This window comes from Cytophagales bacterium, assembly GCA_033344775.1.
Taxonomy (GTDB): domain Bacteria; phylum Bacteroidota; class Bacteroidia; order Cytophagales; family Cyclobacteriaceae; genus JAWPMT01.
Map to the genome: position 1 here is coordinate 516,825 of JAWPMT010000004.1, position 19,627 is coordinate 536,451.

The following is a 19,627-nucleotide window of genomic DNA, read 5'->3' on the forward strand; positions in this document are numbered from 1 at the left end:
TGCTTACTCAATATGGCAGAACTTCTAAAAAATGTCTACGATCAGCAGTTCCTGGAACCGTTTACCGAAGCTGTGACTCAAGTTATTCCCAACTTTGATCGTGCTGCTTATATCAATGCCATTTTTGATGATGAATGGCCCGGAAAAGAGCTAAAACAAAGAATGCGACACCTCGCGGTAACCTTACACGCGTATCTAACTGATGACTTTGAGCAAAATGCAACTTTGCTAATAGACATAGTTCGGCAACTCCGATCAAATGGCATCAAAGAAAACAGCTTCGAATACATGTTTCTTCCTGACTATATCGAAGTGTATGGCACCGATCATCAAGAAGCTTCCATACAGGCCATGGAGTACATCACCCAATTCACCAGCTGCGAATTTGCGGTAAGACCATTTATTCTTCGATACCCTGAAGTCATGGTCAATCAACTTCTACAATGGGCCCATCATGAACACCCAATGGTGCGGCGATTAGCTTCAGAAGGTTCACGACCAAGGCTACCATGGGCAATTGCTATTCCTGCTTTCAAAAAAGATCCTGGAGATGTCATTCCAATCCTGGAACAGCTGAACGATGATGAATCGGAATCTGTCAGAAGAAGCGTCGCTAATAATATGAATGATATCGCCAAAGACAACCCGGATGTGGTGATCCATTTGGCAAAAAAGTTGTTCGGAAAGAGCAAAACTACCGACTGGGTGGTCAAGCATGGCTGTCGGACATTACTTAAGCAAGGTAATCCTGAGATCATGCCACTATTTGGGTTTGCTTCTTCAGGAAATATTGAAATCAAACAACTTGAAATCAAAACACCCAGTGTAGCTATTGGCTATGATTTAAGTTTTTCATTTGATCTGATCAATAAGGACACAGCGCCACAGCTGATCCGACTGGAATATGCCATCTATTTCATGAAAGCAAATGGCAATCTATCCAGGAAAGTCTTCAAGATCAGTGAAAGGGAATACGACGGAGATTCTATGACCCACATCACCAGACAGCAGCCATTTAAACTCATTACTACTCGAAAATTATATCCAGGGCTCCATCAAGTAGCGGTCATTGTCAATGGACGTGAGACGGAAAAGAAAGACTTTCAATTAATTATGGAACAACCAAAAAGCCAGCAAGGGTGAGGAAATCTCAACCTTGCAGACTCAACAAACTCAGATACTATGTGGAATGGTTTGGCTCCAAACACCTGTAGCTGCCGTAGCTTTGGCATAGGCTTTAAAATCCAGGGCCTTTCTACCAAGCACTCTTTCTATATCATTAGATACCGTTTGATTATCAGGATTACCCAACACTTCCAGAAACAAGTACCCAAACAGCCAAACGTAGGAATCAGGTAATCCAGCAGCTTTCATTCCTTCCTTGAACGCTTCAATAGAAATCGGCTGGTATTGTATTTCCCGATCAATCGCTTCTGACATTGCAGTAACCGCTTCACGATAAGTCATTTTTCTGGGGCCTGTAACTGTGATCGTTTCACCATTGAATGTATCATCTACCAACACTTTGGTGACAACATCTGCAATATCCCCGGCATCCACAAAAGGTATTTCTGCGTCAGGCATCGGCAAGGCAACCTGTCCGGCTAACACAAAATCCAAAAAGGCTCCTTCACTGAAGTTCTGGTTGAACCATGAAGCACGGACCAGGGTGTAGTTCAATCCGGAGTTGGCCACAATTTGCTCACAAGCTTCTGCTTCAGCTTCTCCCTTCCCGGAAAGCAGTACGACTTTTTCTAACCCTTCTTTCAGAGCGGCGGCTGTCAATGCGGTGATCGCTTCTTTAGCCCCAGGAACAGCTAAATCCGGGTAATAAACGATGTATGCCCGATCCATCCCTCGCAAGGCTGGCCCAAAAGTGGAGAAATCCTCCCAATCAAATTTAGGATCATTGCTACGTGTTCCGATACGAACATCATGCCCCAATTGTGTCAATCCTTCTGCAACTCGGCGACCGGTCTTACCAGTTCCTCCGATGACTAAGATGTTGTGTTTCATGTTACTTCTTGTTTGATTTTGAATTCGGAAGTAAAATTGAATGTTGAACAAGCTGATTGCTTGACCCTTTGAGCCAATGATTTGACAGTTTACGCCAAACGATATTTTCAAAGGGAGAATTGAACATCATTAAATATCAATCATGAAAATCACTGCCCTAACTTCCTGTTGCGCGGACTTTTTCCCAGAACAAGATCAAATCTATGTAGGTGGCAATTCGCTGAACTTCGCAACGCAATGCAAGCAGTCAGGAATTGAGGATGTCTCTGTGATCGGAGGGATTGGCCATGATGAATTTGGGCGATTGATCAGCGACCATTTGAAGAAGGCCGAAATCAACCATCGTCATTTATACACCATCGCCGAGCCTACAGCCTCCAATAAAATATACGTCAATGAAGCAGGTGACCGGTATTTCAACGCGGACAGTTGGCAAGGTGGTGCTTTCGATGCATTTCGATTGTCTGAGAACGATTGGAAATTAGTTGAGGAAAGTGATCTAATTGCCATGCCCGGAGGTGATCCTAATCTTGAAGCATTACTCCATAGAAGACATGATGATCAATTGGTCGTGATTGACTTTCTTGATTATTTAGCACTGGACTTTATCGAACAGCATATTGCAAATATCGATATCGTGTTTTTGAGTGGAAAAGAAGAATCACTGGTTAAGTTGCAGGCACTTTCCAGTCAATATGGAAAAATGATAGTCACAACTTTGGGTGCCAAAGGAAGTATTGCGTTTTATGATGGCAAAACTTATAACCAGCAAGCCATTGAAGTTGCGGAAGTCGTTGATACAACTGGTTGTGGTGATGCCTTCCAGGCCGCGTTTTCTATCAACTGGCTGCAGCTTAAGGATATTTCAAAAGCCATGCAGGCAGGTGCTGAAGCTGCCAGTAAAGTGCTCTCGTTCATGGGCGGAGTTGCCTAAAGACAGAAAATGATTTTTTCTTCGGCTGAGGTATCCATTTCAACGTAAGGATCATCAACTCTTTTTTATGAATACGAAATTACTGATGACCACCAATGCGCTTATCCTTGGTGCACTTGGAGTAGCTCTCTCTTTTTTACCACAGGAAATTGCCCGCGCTTTGGCATTGCAAAGTGATCCCATACTCCTACAATTATTGGGTGCTGGCTACATGGGATTCGCCATGCTTAACTGGATGAATAAGGAAAAAATTCTAGGAGGCATTTATGGCAGGCCTATTGTCATAGCCAATTTTGCTCATTTCATGATCGGCGGTTTTGCGCTCATTAAATTGGTCATAAAGGATGCTAGTTCTACAACCCTACTCATCATGACGGGTGTATATGTCGTTTTTGGATTAGCCTTCGCTTTCATGGCGTTTACACATCCAAAGTTGAAGAACGATCAATCAGATTGAATGTAGCTTGACAGTAACTTTGAGCTCATGCATCAATTGACTTTAACCGATTATTCTTATGATGAGATAATTACGGCGTTACCATCTAAGATTCCGGGACTGAAATACGATTACAAACGGCATTTGATTGAGTTACAGGATGAAAATGATGACACGAAAGGCTATTTACGTTTACCTCTTCACTTAACACTTGACTCATCATTAGCAATTATCAACGTTTGGGGAACGGCCATCTATATTGCTATTGAATCTGGAAGCGCGGCAATAAATATCACGGAAGGTGAAGAAAACCTGTACCACACGACTTTCGGTGCATATATGACTCGAAAAAAGCAAGGTTATAGTCAAATCAAGTACTTGAATAAAAAGGGCAAATCCAGGGCCGGATCAAGGGTCAGGCTAGCAGAAACAACCACTTTTTTCGAAAACATCAACACTACCCTTCAGGAACTTTTTGATTACTATGAATTTGATCGGATTGCGCTGAGTTGCAGCATCAGCCTATTGCCCTTACTCTATGGCTCCAAGGTTGCTTGTCCTTTTGATAAGCATGACGAGAAACTTTATAAAATCCCATTGCATCTCCCCCAATCGAATTTCACGAATCTGGACCAGGCCATCAAAGCATTGTCGATTCCGCAATTGAGCTATCACGAAGCATTCATCCCCTATTTAGAAAAATTGCCTTTCTTCAATGCTGATGGATCTACCTCAGAGGAGCCATACGAAGAAGAAGATTATTAACGCTAAATTAATAGACACCAACCCCTGCAAAGAGCGGATCTTCGAGGAGCTGGTGCTAAAGCTGAAGAACAAGGAGTTAGAAATGTCTTCAGATATATTGATTGATCAGGTTTTCAAACAGTTCCTGACGCCCACTTCTCAATCGTGGATTTCCATTGGCCGAAGCCATGCGGTGCAGGTCTTCCAATGAGAGCTTACCTGCCTCAAAAGCACTCCCATCAATGGTACTAAAGGAACTGTAGCGCGCCTTCCGCAAGTTCAAATATTCCGAATCCTGTAGGATGGCATCAGCAATCTCCAGAGACCGGGCAAATGCATCCATCCCTCCGATGTGGGCATAGAAGATATCTTCCAGATCCGTTGAATTCCTTCGGGTCTTTGCATCAAAATTGATCCCGCCACCCTGAAGGCCTCCACTGTCTAGAAAGACCAACATGGTCTCTGTCAATTCATAAAGATTGTTGGGGAACTGGTCCGTATCCCATCCATTTTGATAGTCGCCACGATTGGCATCCATACTACCCAACATGTCCGCATTAGCCGCTACTTGAAGTTCGTGTTGGAACGTATGCTGTGCCAGCGTTGCATGATTGACTTCTAAGTTTAATTTGAAATCATCCATCAAGCCATATTCCCGGAGGAAACCAATGACTGTTGCGGCATCAAAATCATATTGATGTTTACTGGGTTCCATGGGCTTAGGCTCAATGAAAAAGGTACCCTTGAATCCTTGTTCGCGGGCGTAATCTTTGGCCATATGCAGGAACTGCGCCATGTGATCGAGTTCCTTTTTCATATCGGTATTGAGCAAGCTCATGTATCCTTCACGACCTCCCCAAAACACATAGTTTTCGCCACCTAACTTGATGGTTGCATCCAGGGCGTGTTTTACCTGCGCGCCCGCATAGGCCACCACGTCAAAATCCGGATTGGTCATTGCCCCATTCATGTAGCGAGGGTTCGAAAACAGATTGGCGGTACCCCATAATAACTTCACGCCTGATTGAGCTTGCTTCTCCTGTGCATAGTCGGTGATGATTTCCAGTCTCCTTTGACTTTCCGCCAGCGTGTCCCCTTCTTCAATCAAATCGAAATCGTGAAAACAGTAATATGGAGCACCAATTTTCGTGATGAACTCAAAACCAGCATCCATCTTCTGTTTGGCTTGTTCGACAGGATCATTGCTTGTCAACCAGGGAAAGTCCTTGGTTCCTGCACCAAATGGATCTCCTCCTGTCCCACACAAGGTATGCCAATAGGCTATGGCAAATCGAAAGTGGTCTTTCATCGACTTTCCGGCCACCACCTTTTCCGGATCATAGTATTGAAAGGCCAATGGGTTATCCGAGCCTCTGCCTTCAAAAGGAATTCGACCAATTTCAGGAAAAAATTTCTTATCTCCGGTCACCACCTGGAGTGTATCAATTGCGTTCATTTTCAATAATTATTTTACTACTACTTGACTATTTGAGTGGATCAGTTTCTCCAGATCACTCTTCCATATTTCATATGCCCTAACGTATTCACTGTTATCACCGTCAGGGAGGTATCGCTTGACGACTTGTTGCTTTTTCACCGCATGTTTCAAGGTTGGATACAGTCCTTTTCCAAAGCCTGCCGCCAATGCCGCTCCTGCGGCGCCGGAGGTACCAACCACTTCAATTTCACAGTTGGACAACATGGCTACCGTATTCGTAAATACTTCTGACTGGAACAAGTTGTCATTCCCTACACGGATCATATCCAGAGGTATGCCCATTCCTCTCAATACTTCCAGACCATAATTGAATGAAAAAGCAATCCCTTCGATGGCCGCCCTATACAAATGCGCGCGTCCATGCCGATTAAATTGCAAATTGATGATGTGTGAGCCGATTTCCTGGTTATGTAATACCCGCTCAGCTCCATTGCCATAAGGCAAAACACGCAGCCCTTCGGAACTGATGGGTACGGAACTGATGAGTCGCTCCATGTCTTCATAGGTTGTGCCATCGCGCGCCACCTGATTTTTCATGAAGCTGTATTGACTGCCGGCACCATTGATGCATAAGAGAACGCCAATCCTTGTCTGATCCATGTCGTGATTGACATGGGCAAAGCTGTTAACCCTCGAGCCTTGATCGTAGGCAAGCTGATCTGTTACTGCATATACTACTCCGGAAGTACCTCCTGTTGCAGCCACTTCACCTGGTTCTGTAACATTGAGGGAAAGTGCGTTGTTGGGCTGGTCACCTGCACGATAAGTCACAGGAATTCTTGAGGGCAAACCCAAAAGTCTCGCTGCTTCATCGCACAGTTCTCCTTGCTCCCCAAAAGTTGGGACGACATTCGGTACTAGTGAATAATCAATCCCGAAGTAGTCCAAAATGAAGTCTGCCAACTGATTTTCTTTGAAATCCCATAAAATGGCTTCAGACAATCCACTTACTGTAGTATTGATCTCTCCGGTAAGTTTCATGTTGATGTAGTCACCCGGCAGCATGAACTTATGGATGCGATCATAAACCTGCGGCTCATTATCACATACCCACTTTAACTTGGAAAGCGTAAAGTTTCCTGGTGAATTCAGTAGATGTTCCAGACATTTCTCCGGACCGATTTTGCAGAAAGCTTCGGCACCTATTTTCACTGCACGGCTATCACTCCATATGATCGCTGGTCTTAAGACATGTTTATCCTTATCGACAAGCACGAGGCCGTGCATTTGATAGGAAATACCAATTGCGGCTATCTGATTTCGATCAATATCGGCTTTATCCAACAGTCGGTGGCAGGCGTGACACAGGTTGTCCCACCATACTTCGGGAGATTGTTCCGCCCAGCCCTTTTGACGGGAAACCGTATCCATTTCTACTCTTGGAAAAAAGGTAGTTCTTAAGCTTTCCTGGGTAGTTGCATCTACCAATGCTGCTTTTACGGAACTACTACCGACATCAAAACCTAGTAAATACTTCCTCATTTGAATTTATTTGGCACAAATGAGACCTATTTATTCATTGATATCTCCTAAAACAGTACTACATCATCTCGTCAACCATCATTCTTATCTACGTCAGCAATCCCTCATCTTACACCGATTCCAATCCTCTCCATCACTTCGATGACGTAGTATTGACGTATTTTCTATCCAGTTTTGGTGTAAGGATGCAGTAGGCATTTCTCGCAGAATAGACAGTGAAATGTCTTGTTTTGGAGTCCAAAAAAAACAGTATGAAGAATAGGTGCAATCTTTGAATGACCATTATTAAGTTCTATATCGTTTTGCCTCAATCGGTGTACTTTTAATCGCCCGGTATTTACCCGAGACCAAAGGAAAATCGCTGGAAACACTTGAAAAAGACTTGATTAAATGATCAACATCCATAACCCGATCTTACCGGGATTTCATCCTGACCCTTCTATCATTCGAGTAGATGATGATTTCTATATTGCTACATCTACGTTTGAATGGTTTCCGGGGGTTAGAATTCATCATAGTAAAGATCTTGAAAACTGGGAATTGATTCCGAGTTCTTTGAATCGGGTCAGTCAACTGGACATGAAAGGCGCACCCGACTCGTGCGGTGTTTGGGCGCCTTGTCTCTCCTATCATGAAGAAATTTATTACCTGGTCTATTCCAATGTCAAGTCGTTTGAACCACTTTGGGGGCAGACTCCTAATTACCTGGTCATTACGAAAGATCTCACTGCAGGTTGGTCCGACCCGATCTTCTTAAGTAATGAAGGTTTTGATGGGAGTCTATTCCACGACGATGACGGCCGCAAATGGTACCTGAGTCTCAGGTTGGATGAAGACAGTAAAAACATCTTCGGAGGGATCATCCTACAGGAATATGGTATTACGGAGAAGAGATTAATCGGGGAACCTGAAGTCATTTTTGAAGGAACCGAACTGGGAAAAACCGAAGGGCCGCACCTATATAAAATCAATGGATACTATTACCTGATCACCGCTGAAGGTGGTACGGAATATGACCATGCGGTTTCTGTTGCCAGGTCGAAGGACATCCATGGTCCATATGAAGCCAGTCCTTTCGGGCCAATCGTATGCACGATGCACCATCCGGAGTGGCCACTTCAGAAAACGGGTCACGGAGATCTGGTCGATGATGGCCATGGCAATTGGTATGTGGTTTTTCTGACGGGACGTCCACTTACAACACGAGGCAGGTGCACCCTCGGACGCGAAACGGCCATGGAAGAAATCATTTGGGAAGAAGGCTGGCCCAAATTGAAAGGGCCAAACGATGCTCCGAGGGTACAAATAGGCAAACCGAATCCTAAGGTTGCTGCGAACACATTTGATGATTTCACGAGTGGCTCGTCTCTGCAGTTTCATTGGCAGTCATTGCGAGAACCCATCGCCAAAGAATGGCTGAACATCGGTACCGGAGGTCTGACCTTGCTAGGCCGACAATCGTTGCAATCCTGGGAAAATCAAAGCCTGATTGCGAGACGAGTGATGGCTTTCGATATTGAAGTCATTACTGAATTACAATTCAAGCCTGGTTCTTCTGAAGAAATGGCTGGATTGGTTTTCTATTACAATTCGGGTCACTATCACTACCTGCACCTCACCTTCGATAAAGGGCGAAAACTCAAGATCATTACTTGCGATCGAAGAAATGAAAAAGTTGTAGCAGAAAGTCCGATTATCGATGGCCCTATTCAATTGAAGGGTCAATTCATCCGTAATGCCATTCGTTTCTTTTGGAAGCAAGCAGGTGGTGATTGGAATGCTATTGGCGAAACCCTGGATGGTTCTATCCTTTCAGATGACTATGTACAGCACGACAATGGTACTTACAAAGCTGCTTTTACAGGTGCATTTGTTGGCCTCTGCTGCCAGGACTTATCTGATGGCGGGGCCATCGCTCAGTTTAAACATTTCCAGTATTTAGAAAATCATTCATGATGAATTCTCTCATCTTATATAAATACAATCTCCCGTCATTGCGAGTTTCTCATGCCTCCAGGTCGAGGAACGAAGCAATCTATTGCGGGAGTGCAAGATCAACATAGTAAGATCGCTTCGCCAGGTAGACTCGCGATGACGAACCAAATTTTTATCCTGCACATCAATCAAAGTATGATGCGCAATCTTTCCCCTAAATCAAACATCAAATAAGAATTTATCATGCACAAACTCATCCCTTTCCTATCGCTTGCCCTGCTTCTTGCTTGCCAACAACCTTGTCCTGAAGGAGCGGAAACTACAGAAACAGAAACTCCGAAAAGGACTCGCCCTCTTGCCAAGTTCGAACCAGAACACGGACAGGTGATCCTGTTTGCTGGCCAGGAGTTGGAAGCTGTCGGGGCCAATGACCTGTACAGTGATGGTTACATGGACCACTTTGATGCGCCTGGTGGATGGACTACTTACTCCAATATCAATCCAGGTGAAGAGTCTTTTGGCCGAGTACAGGAAGGGTTGGATGGCTTGTGGGATACGCATGACTGGGGTGACAATGATTACAATGCCATGCTGCAACACAATGATCCGGACTATGCCAACATGGCCATGGCGATCGGATTGCAATTCGTGAATCATGAAGAGAAAGTAGCTTCAGGAGCTCATGATGCCTACATCGATCGGTTGGGTGATTTTCTTCTGGAATTGGGTGAACGCCCTGTTTTTCTTCGTATCGCCTATGAATTTGATGGTGATCCCTGGAACCACTATGATCGGGAAAGTACGGTCGCCGCTTATCGCCGAATCGTTGATCGATTACGAGCTAAGGGGGTAGAAAACACGGCGTATGTGTGGCAATCCACAGGTTTCATTTCACACCCGGATCAACTGGATGCATGGTACCCGGGAGATGAGTACGTAGATTGGTGTGGTGTATCCTTCTTCAATCGTTGGAGAGAGATAGAAATGTTCGAGTATGCGCGTAAAAAAGGAAAACCGGTGTTCATTGCGGAAGCCTCTCCTACCATCTCTGACTTTAATACCAAGTTTACCGGCAATACCATCCAGACGCAGCTTTCCGATCTTACTCAAGCAGAGGAAGCCTGGCAGAAGTGGTTCATTCCTTTCTTCAAGGCCATCGATGAAAATCCGGATGTGGTAAAAGCAGTGAGCTACATCAATTGTCATTGGGATTCCCATCCTATGTGGGTGAATAATCCAACCTTCAAAGGCATAGATGCCCGATTGCATCTCAATGATTCCATTAGTGCTCGCTGGAGAAGAATCACCAGCCAGGAGAAGTACCTGAAGGCCTCAGAGGGGCTTTATGATTTGTTGTATCATCGTTAGACTTAACCCCTATTAGAGGGTAGAAACTCTGATAGGGTTAAGGTACAAAGACTATTCTACCTATCAATTTCAATAGAACCTTATGAGGTCCATAAAAAGCTTTAGATCAAACCTCATAGGTTTATAAAAGACCAACCACTCATCACAAAAACCTCATTTGGCAAAACAATCCGTGTAACTCCATTGTCTTGTTGTTGAATTTGAAAACCAACGACTTTGAAACGCTTACGCAACCTAGTTATTCTGGCAGTGATTGCCTGTTTTAGTATTACAACCGTCTACGCACAAAGACCGGGTGGTCCTCCCGCGGGTTATGGTGGAAAAGGGAATTCCGGCCCTAAAGTCGGATATGGAAAATTCAGTGGTACCGTACTGGACGAAACCGGCGAACCTGTGCCTTATGCTACGATCAAAGTAGCCTACACCAAAGATGACAAATTGATGAATGGTACGATCACCGATGAAGCCGGCAAGTGGGTCATCAAAAGCGTTCCGGAAGGCGAATTTAAAATCACGATTTCTTTCATTGGTTATGAGCCACTAGAGCAAGGGCCTTTCACGGTGACGGGGAAAGGTGAATCCTATAACCTCGGGAAATTGCCGCTGAAGCAATCAGCCATTGCACTGGAGGGCGTCACCGTGGAAGGTGAGCGTGAATTGATTGAAGATAAAGTAGACCGGATCGTCTACAATGCGGAACAAGACCTTACCACGGCCGGTGGTGATGCATCTGATGTACTAAGAAGAGTGCCTTTACTCTCTGTAGACCTGGATGGCAATGTTTCCCTACGTGGAAGCAGTAACATCACGGTTTTGATCGACGGTAAGCCTTCCACTATCACAGCCGGGAACCTTGCGGATGCCCTTCGGCAAATTCCAGCCGATGAAATCAAATCGGTGGAGGTCATTACCTCTCCTTCTGCCAGATATGATGCGGAAGGCACCGGAGGGATCATCAACATCATTACCAAGAAGAACAACCTCCAGGGCGGGACACTTTCTATCAATTCGGGTGTTGGTTATCAGGGCTCTAATTTACGATTGAATGCGGGTTATCGAACTGGAAAGCTAGGATTGACCTTGGGTGGAAATGGTTATGCAGGTTACAACATTCGAGGTGCATTGGACAACCGTCAAATTGCTACCGATGCGGCTGGTAATGAGCTTTCGACAACCAACCAAACAGCAAAAACAATCGGCTCCAGGGTTTCTGGCCGATACAACTTTGGTTGGGATTATACCTTCAACAAGTACCACTTCATCGGTGGAGGTGTCAACTACCGAATCTTTGATTCGCGTGGTGATCAGAATGATCGACTTACGGAAATTACCAGCCCTACCCGATCGAGCTCCATATTACAGGATGTATTCACATTGACGAATTCCAATAGTGTGGATGTAAATTTCAATTACATCCGATCATTTGACAAAAAGGACAAAGAGGTCAGCTTCATCACGCTGTATAGCCAGGATTCTCGTAACAATGACTTCAGTATCGATGACCTGAACACGCCCGGAGGGACTAAAAACGAAAACAAGAGTATCAATCGGGAATTCACAATGCAATTGGATTATGTCGAACCGATTGGTGACAAAGCCAAATTCGAGACCGGATTGAAGAATATTTCCAGAACGGTGACCAGTGACTTTCAGCTATTCAGCAGACAGGAAGACGGCCCCTATACTGCGGTAGAAGGAACAAACTTTAGCAATGATTTCAGGTATGTGCAGAACGTATCTGCAGGATATGTTTCTGGTCTGGTAGAACTTCCCGCTGATTTTACAATACAGGCAGGAGGTCGATACGAGTATACCACTATCAGTGCCAACTTTTCGGATGAAGTCGATCTGGAGATCGGTGACTATGGTACGTTCGTTCCCAGCTTGAACGCTTCAAAGAAATTGAAGAACAACAAGACCTTGAAATTGGGGTACTCCAGGAGGATCGCCCGGCCTAGCTTACAATTTCTTAACCCTAACATCAATGCAGCAAACCCACTGAACATCTCTCAGGGAAATCCTGACTTGCAACCGGAATTCACGGATCAGGTAGAGCTCTCTTTGAGCAGCTTTAAGCGAGCTACTTCACTGAATATCACTGCATTCGTCCGGTCCACCAATGGTAGTATCCAGTCGGTTAGAGAGACCATTGGTCAGGACACGGTTTTCACCACCTTCCAGAATATTGGTGAAGAAGATGCCTATGGGGTGAATATCTTCGGAAGTATTCGAAAAGGTAAACTGACTTTGAACGGTGGTATCGATGCATTCTACTCCATACTGACCAACAACGTTGATGATCCGTTGTTCCGCGCAGAGAACGAAGGATTTGTATTCAATACTCGTCTGTTTGGTAGCTACAAGCTCACAGACAAATGGACTTTGCAGATGTTTGGATTTTACCGCAGCCAAAGGGTGCAGCTCCAGGGTCTCAGCAATCCATTCTACATCTATAGTCTGAGCATCAACCGCAACTTCAATGACAAGAAAGGTAGCATCGGTATTGGTGCCAACAACTTTGCTACCCCGAGAAACATCCTGGATTCTGAAGTAGATACGCCATTCCTGATCCAAAGAAATCGACGCGAATTGCAGCTACTGAACTTCAGAATCAACTTCAGCTACCGTATTGGTAAGCTGACTCAACGTGCGCCTAAGAAAGTCAAGAAGGTCTCCAATGACGACCTGAAATCCGGAGGCGGAAATGATGAAGGTGGCGGAGAAGGAGGTAGATAAGATTCACCTAACAAATCAGGTTACTCAAGTAACCTGATTTGTTTTTTACTCAATCACCACCTCCACCGCAGCCACCTCCGCCGCAGCCACTACTGCATCCGCTGCTACAGCCTGAGCTTTCACTCGAGCATCCCCAGAAATCATCCCACCAAGTGCCGCCCGTCGCAGAACCTCCACCACCTCCTCTTCTTCTTCCTTTTTTACCACTTCCTTTAATGGTCCGAACAACGATTAACAGAAGGAAAATCACCAGAATAAGCGAACCCCATGGAACTGAATTTTCTGACTGGATAAAGAGCATAGCGATTATCGGGAGAAGCAATAAAGTCAGCTGCGAATGCCCTATTCCAGGTTTCTTGATCATCCAATAGTCCGACAGATTGATTCGCTTGAAGTTGAAGTTAGAAAATCGTTCTTCATTACCAGGCCAGATGGTTTTTGGAGGAACTTCTCCAAATTCTTTGAGATAGGCTTCTTGAACAACGTCATAATCATTGGAGTAACGCTTATTTTCCTGAGCACCTCCTTTCGTAGGATTGTGATGTACTTGTCTACCAAGCGTTTGTTGACATAATTCAATCCAATATGATTTTGTGTAGGTCAAGTGTAAATGCCAGGCTTGATCCACGGCATCACTTGGCGTGATCTCTCCATAATTGACACAACAGAGATAAAGGAATTTTTTGTACTCGATGATGACCGAATTACTGAACTCCACCGTCCAGTTATTATCTCTAGCCAGTCTTTGCGTAAAGGTGAATTGACTGTTGGGATCGTCGAGTTGGAATACTTGAAGCTTTGCCCAAAGTTCGGGGTTTCTCATGTGTGATTTTTCTTTTAGTTGTGGTTAATTGACAGCTGTGAATCGTACCTCCAAAATAACAAAGCCTACAAATCTTTCAAAACCGGATCCAGGTCACCCTTACTCCCTACAGACCAGGTTACTTAAGTAACCTTATTACTTAGCTCAATCCTTCAGCCTAAACTTCTCAAAGGCGGCGATCAACCTTTGGGTAATTTGCTCCAACTCCTCTGAGCGTTTTTTGAACCCTGCCATGCCATTGGCCAGTTGTGTGGCTGATGTAGCCACCTCTTCGGTACCTGCTGCCGTTTGCTCAGCGATAATCACCACAGACTCGGTGATACCCACTACATCCTGAATCGCCGCTTTTTGTTGGGTACTGGTCACATTGATGCCTTCGGTTAGCGCGAGTGTACCGTCGGTGGCTTCGGTAATGCCTTTAAATGCTTCTGAAGCTTCCTGCGATGCTTTAGCTCCCGCTTGAATGCGTTCGTTCATCATGAACAACACTTCTGTCGCTTCTTTGGAATCCGATTGCACATCTTCCACCAGGGAAGCAATGGATTTGACTGACTGGCGAGAGTCTTCGGCCAGTTTTCGAATCTCTTCCGCGACTACTGCAAAGCCCCGGCCAGCATCTCCGGCCTGCGCCGCTTCTATGGCCGCATTCAACGCCAAAAGATTGGTTTGGGCAGCAATATCTGTGATCACACTCAGTACCCTGGATATCTCATTACTCCGCTCTACGAAGGCCCTGAAAGAGGCATTAGTTTTCATGGAAAAATTGGAAATATCTCCCATGTTTTCATTGACATTCGTAATAAGGCTAAGACCTTGTTGGCTCTTCTCCGCACTACTCTTGGCCGCTTCATTGATGTCTTGTACTTGCCCTTCCATCTCCTCTGAGGATCGCATGATTTGCTCAATAAGTTGCGAAGATCGATCGATTTGATCCAGCTGACTTTTGGCACCATTGCTCATTTCGTGAATGGACTGGGCGATTTCTGAAGTGCTGCTATCCATTTCCAATCCATCACGAAGCATGATTTCAGCGGATCCTCGAATATCCTGCACTGCAGCAGTAGCTTCCGACAAAAGCAAGGTCAGGTTCTGTAGCCCCTGATTCAAGTTCCGCATCATTGCCCCAATGTCGCCATGCATGTCTTCATCAAGCCTTTCCGTCAAATCACCTTCTGCCATGAGGTGGGCAATGGTCTCTATCGATTGGAACGGTTGGTGAAATGACGTCAACAAATTATTCATGGAATGAGTGAGTTCATGCCAGGCACCCAGTTTGTTAGTTGCCTCAATCCGTAAATTCAGGTCACCCTCTTCCGCAGCAGCGGACACGACCGTCTTCAATTCATTCAGCACATCGAGCAGGTTGTCGCGCATCTGAACCAACGACCGGCCCAGTTGATCATTCTTTCCCGAAATCTCAAAAGCACTCTCCATGTTACCATTGCCTATCTCTTCCGCAAATGCCGCTTTGCGGCTCAGCGCTTCCTGTAACGCATTTACTGACCTGGAAGTCCTTCCCAATTCATCATTCCCGGCGATGACCAACCGGCTGCTATTGTCAATATTGCCCTTTGCCAGGTCATTGAGTAGTGATTCAGATCTACGCAGGGAGTTTACAATGTGTCGAGTGATGAGTCCGATCACCAGGGTTAATGCGAGCAATCCTACCACACCTAATATGGAAGCATTTCGAATGATCACCCGGGCGTCTTTTTTGATTTCTGCCGCCGGAACTACGGTTCCTACGGTCCAGAAAGAATTGGAATTTCCGATAGGCACGTTCACAAAATTGGCGTAAGCTTCTGCCCCTAGATGGGCATCAAATTTCTCCAAAGGAACGGCCTCACCTTTAGATAAGCTTGACCTTACCTGAAGAATATCTTCGTCTTCAAATAAGCTCAATTGATCCACATATTTGTTGATGTATGACTCATCTGGGTGTGCGACTATCCTTCCAAGGTCAGAAATGACAATCGCATAGCCTCTTTCGAAAGTTTCGAATGAAGTGGTGCTCTGATAGCGATCAATGGAAAAGTCAAAGCCAACCTGGCCTAAATACTGGTCTCCCTTTTGGATAGGACTCACAATGCTCGTTCCCAGATCGTCGGGAAAAGCGACCGGATTGTACAAATAAGGTTCCGCGGCCCCTTCTGTTCTGCTTTCGCGAATGACATAATAGAAGTTCTCAGGATCAAAACTTTCAACATCCGTAGTATCCTGAAATTCTGCTATCGCTCCGGTTGCATCCATCACATAGGCGTGCCTTTCGCGGCCAAAATCATTCTGCCAATTTGGGTCCAGTACACTCATCTCCCAACTGATCCACACCAACCTCAACTCAGGATCACTCTCCTGGACTTTTTGTAGCAATTGTCGTTCGTTAGCAAGGCGCTCGACACCTGATAATTCTACATAATCTTCAATGAGCTTAGACATGGCTCCTGACAAAGAGAGGTACCCTTCAAAATCTGCCTGGATCAAGCGTGCTTTTTCTCTTGATCCCAGGTCTGTGAGCTTTTGTGCATTCTCAACTGAGTTTTGGCTCATCACGCGGCCAACATATATGACTGAAGCTGTATAGGTGATCAATGCTACTCCCAGAATCGGGACCAACATTTTCAGACGGATGGACAATCCTTTTAGCATAGGATGGTGGTAGTACTTTTGGTCTTTGACAACTACAAACTAACAACTAGTCTATTAAAAGCACTGATGAACACCCGCATAATTTTTGATAAATCAGCACTTCATGAATATTAGGCGACATTACCGGTGTACCTAAGTACGGGCTACACTCCCGCCAAAAACTGATCTAACCCCTGATTTTTAGCCAGATTGAGCTTTTTACGGATACGATAACGTCGTGTCTCAACGCCACGGACCGAAAGGTTCAGTTTTTGGGCAATGTCTTTTGTCGTCACCTGCATCTTGAGATAAGCCAACAGCTTGATCTCTTCGGTTGACAATTCGGGATAATTACCTTTCAGGTTCTTGAAAAAATCGGTATGGATCATTTCGAAATGTTCTTCGAATGATTTCCAGGAATCTGTATTCAGATTGGATTCGATCTTACGGGACAGTCTTTCCAGACGGGTACGGGTCTTGTCGTCCAGCTGCTTCGAAAGGTCTTTCAATTCTTTACGGATCTCTCCTAAAAAATCATCCTTGGATTGTAATTTCAAATTGGTGGTGGCCAATTGCTTTTCCCGATCTGAAATCAATTTCTCCTGGGTCAGGATCTGATTTTTCAAAGAATCCGTAGACGCTTTTGGACCACTTTGAGAAGGACTCAATACATTTCCCAAACAAGACTCCCAAAAATTGTAAGCCTGACTCACCAGCGCTTTGTTAAGCCTTGGTTCGTAGATCTTTTCGGTCGTGACCCCCATCATGGCTTCTTCCAGACTGCTAAACGCCCCGATACCGACACCCGCCGCTCGGGCGGCACCAATGGCCCCGGTACTGTCCACCATTTCGATATGACAATCCAGCATGGTGGCAATGGTTGAAGCAAAAACTTCTGATTGGAACATGTTATCATTCCCAACCCGAAGTACATCTACGTTGAGACCTAGCTCTTTCAGAACGTTGATGCCCCGAACAAAGGAAAAGGCAACCCCTTCCAGCGCCGCACGATATAAATGCGCACGGTTATGCCGAGTAAACTCAATGTTGAAAATGTGGGAATTAACATTTCTGTTCTCAAACATCCTTTCGGCACCATTGCCAAATGGCAGGATACACAGGCCATCACTCCCAATCGGCACAGTAGATACCATGCGCTCCATGTCTGTATAATTCCGGTCTCCACGTGCTACCTGATGTTTCATCCAACTGTATTGAATACCCGCCCCATTGAGACACAACAGCACACCAATACGATCATGATTGGTCTCATAGTTGACGTGAGCAAAGGAATTGACACGTGATTTCTTGTCGTAAATGGGTCGATCCACCACGCCATATACCACCCCTGAGGTACCACTAGTGGCTGCGATTTCATTTGGTTTCAGGACATTCAAAGCAAGGGCATTACAGGGTTGGTCTCCTGCCCGGAAGGTTACAAGCGTCCCTGCTTTTAGTCCCAACATATCAGCTGCCATCTGGCTGAGCATCCCCTGTTCACCGAGGATTGGCACCTGCTCAGGAATCAGATCACGATCAAAATCGTAATAATCCAGCACCTCATTTGATACGCCAGTTTGTTGAAAATCCCAAAAGATCCCTTCGGATAGGCCGGCAGAAGTAGTTCGGCATTCTTCCGTCAGTTTCATGGCGATGTAATCCCCGGGAAGCATGAATTTGTCTGTCTTCTGATAGATATCTGGCTCATTGTCCTTGACCCATTTCAGCTTGGAGGCTGTAAAATTCCCTGGTGCATTCAGGAGGTTTTCAAAACAATAGTCCGCTCCCATCTCATCCAGGGCTTTTTTCCCGATCTCTACCCCACGGCTATCACACCAGATGATCGAAGGGCGCAATACGTGTTTGTCTTTATCTACAAGTACAAGTCCATGCATCTGATAGGAAAGTCCAATGCCACGGATCTCTTTGCCGTTTACGCCGGTATCAGTCAACAGCTTTCGAGTAGCATAGATTAGGTCCTGCCACCAGATTTCGGGTTGTTGTTCCGCCCAGCCGCTCTGACGGGAGATCATGTCCATTTCCGATTCCGGATAGCTCGTCACTCCGATGGTCTGATTTTTAGCCGCATCAAAAATGGCTGCCTTTATTGAAGAACTCCCTATGTCATACCCTATCAACAACACGACGCAATTGCTTTTTAAAATTACGTCAATGATACGTCAGTATATTGAAAATCCCGGCCAATATTAGATGATTGTGACATTTATTGATCTCAATGGGTTCCAGCAAACATCACTTTATCCGTCATTCCCGGGATCACAACGGGATCAAGAACACTACCACAATTTTCAGTTGATCGTACCGTGCCTCGACCGGCAGGCGGGCGGGAATCTCAAACAAAAGGAATACCTGCTAATAAATCTTGAGATTCCGGCACATCGATCTTGGAATGTAAAGAAATCTAAATACCATAGCGATGGCCGGAATGACGCCAAAGATCTAAACACGCTCCTCTACCACTTCATTGGTCGGAAAGTAGTATTTCATGTTTCGGTAGATGGCTGTATCAGTGATCTCCGCTGGTGTTCCGTTCGGCATGGCGCGAAAATTGGTTGACAAACGATAAGCGCCTGTCACGGGTAACACACTGTGCCAATAATGTCCATGTAACAGCTCCAAATCACCTTTTTTCGGCAGTAGTACAGTCTGGTCACAAAACACTTCATTGGGGTCACCCACCGTAATGATCCCTCGTTTATGAGAGCCCGGCACGACTACCACCTGGCCACAAATTGCTTCGGAGATTTCATGCGTGTAGACCAAACGATTCAGATTGAACTGGCTGGAATCATCGGGTGGTGAGTCATGATGCCACACCTGACCTGCGGTGCCTTGCTTGGAAAACATGGACATACAATAGAGGCTATTCCAGCCATTGCCAAGAATGGCTTGGGTCAATTGATTGAGTCCCGAATGTTCTTCTATTGCTCGGAACTCCTCCACTCCTTCCCGCAAGGGAAACCAGGGCACAATCTCACAATTGGATGCTTTGATGAACTCGTCGGTATG

Annotated in this window: 14 protein-coding genes; 7 read left to right on the top strand and 7 right to left on the bottom strand. The window is 45.3% G+C overall.

Annotation, left to right across the window (positions count from 1 at the left end; translation table 11 throughout):
* Positions 1–12: 12 nt before the first annotated feature.
* Positions 13–1,143, top strand: coding sequence for a DNA alkylation repair protein (locus R8G66_10950; protein MDW3192877.1), 1,131 nt, complete (start codon positions 13–15; stop codon positions 1,141–1,143).
* Positions 1,144–1,173: 30 nt separating this feature from the next.
* On the opposite strand, the gene R8G66_10955 is transcribed toward R8G66_10950, so the two are convergent.
* Positions 1,174–2,016: an NmrA family NAD(P)-binding protein gene (locus R8G66_10955; GenBank protein ID MDW3192878.1), complete on the bottom strand. Its 843-nt coding sequence runs from the start codon at positions 2,014–2,016 to the stop codon at positions 1,174–1,176.
* A gap of 142 nt (positions 2,017–2,158) precedes the next feature.
* Between R8G66_10955 and R8G66_10960 the strand changes: the two genes are divergently transcribed.
* The 3 genes from R8G66_10960 (at position 2,159) to R8G66_10970 (ending at position 4,151) form a co-directional block, all read left to right on the top strand.
* A complete protein-coding gene (locus tag R8G66_10960) occupies positions 2,159–2,950 on the top strand; it encodes a PfkB family carbohydrate kinase (GenBank protein ID MDW3192879.1) in 792 nt (263 codons plus the stop codon).
* 67 nt (positions 2,951–3,017) lie between these two features.
* Positions 3,018–3,407, top strand: a complete 390-nt coding sequence (locus R8G66_10965) for a hypothetical protein (protein ID MDW3192880.1) — start codon at positions 3,018–3,020, stop codon at positions 3,405–3,407.
* Between the two features lie 27 nt (positions 3,408–3,434).
* Positions 3,435–4,151 carry a hypothetical protein gene (locus tag R8G66_10970; GenBank protein ID MDW3192881.1) on the top strand — a complete coding sequence of 239 codons (717 nt, stop codon included), beginning with the start codon at positions 3,435–3,437 and terminating at the stop codon, positions 4,149–4,151.
* 88 nt (positions 4,152–4,239) lie between these two features.
* Here the strand turns inward: R8G66_10970 and xylA are convergent, their stop codons facing one another.
* On the bottom strand, positions 4,240–5,586 hold the full coding sequence (gene xylA / locus R8G66_10975) for a xylose isomerase (GenBank protein MDW3192882.1): 1,347 nt from the start codon (positions 5,584–5,586) through the stop codon (positions 4,240–4,242).
* A 9-nt stretch (positions 5,587–5,595) separates the two neighbouring features.
* Entirely contained in the window at positions 5,596–7,110 is a 1,515-nt protein-coding gene (locus R8G66_10980; protein MDW3192883.1) for an FGGY family carbohydrate kinase, read from the bottom strand.
* Positions 7,111–7,500: 390 nt separating this feature from the next.
* On the opposite strand from R8G66_10980, the gene R8G66_10985 reads away from it, so the two are divergent.
* From R8G66_10985 to R8G66_10995, 3 genes are all read left to right on the top strand, one after another.
* Positions 7,501–9,066 (top strand): glycoside hydrolase family 43 protein, encoded by a 1,566-nt coding sequence (locus R8G66_10985; protein ID MDW3192884.1) that lies wholly within the window; start codon positions 7,501–7,503, stop codon positions 9,064–9,066.
* A 222-nt stretch (positions 9,067–9,288) separates the two neighbouring features.
* The gene (locus tag R8G66_10990; protein ID MDW3192885.1) at positions 9,289–10,413 is read left to right on the top strand and encodes a glycosyl hydrolase; all 1,125 of its coding nucleotides are present in this window, start codon (positions 9,289–9,291) and stop codon (positions 10,411–10,413) included.
* A gap of 216 nt (positions 10,414–10,629) precedes the next feature.
* Positions 10,630–13,149, top strand: coding sequence for a TonB-dependent receptor (locus R8G66_10995; protein ID MDW3192886.1), 2,520 nt, complete (start codon positions 10,630–10,632; stop codon positions 13,147–13,149).
* Between the two features lie 49 nt (positions 13,150–13,198).
* Here the strand turns inward: R8G66_10995 and R8G66_11000 are convergent, their stop codons facing one another.
* The 4 genes from R8G66_11000 to R8G66_11015 form a co-directional block, all read right to left on the bottom strand.
* Positions 13,199–13,972, bottom strand: a complete 774-nt coding sequence (locus R8G66_11000) for a hypothetical protein (GenBank protein ID MDW3192887.1) — start codon at positions 13,970–13,972, stop codon at positions 13,199–13,201.
* Between the two features lie 144 nt (positions 13,973–14,116).
* Positions 14,117–16,618 (bottom strand): methyl-accepting chemotaxis protein, encoded by a 2,502-nt coding sequence (locus tag R8G66_11005; protein ID MDW3192888.1) that lies wholly within the window; start codon positions 16,616–16,618, stop codon positions 14,117–14,119.
* A gap of 143 nt (positions 16,619–16,761) precedes the next feature.
* Positions 16,762–18,741 (bottom strand): FGGY family carbohydrate kinase, encoded by a 1,980-nt coding sequence (locus R8G66_11010; protein MDW3192889.1) that lies wholly within the window; start codon positions 18,739–18,741, stop codon positions 16,762–16,764.
* Between the two features lie 316 nt (positions 18,742–19,057).
* Positions 19,058–19,588 (bottom strand): hypothetical protein, encoded by a 531-nt coding sequence (locus R8G66_11015; GenBank protein MDW3192890.1) that lies wholly within the window; start codon positions 19,586–19,588, stop codon positions 19,058–19,060.
* Between the last annotated feature and the right edge of the window lie 39 nt (positions 19,589–19,627).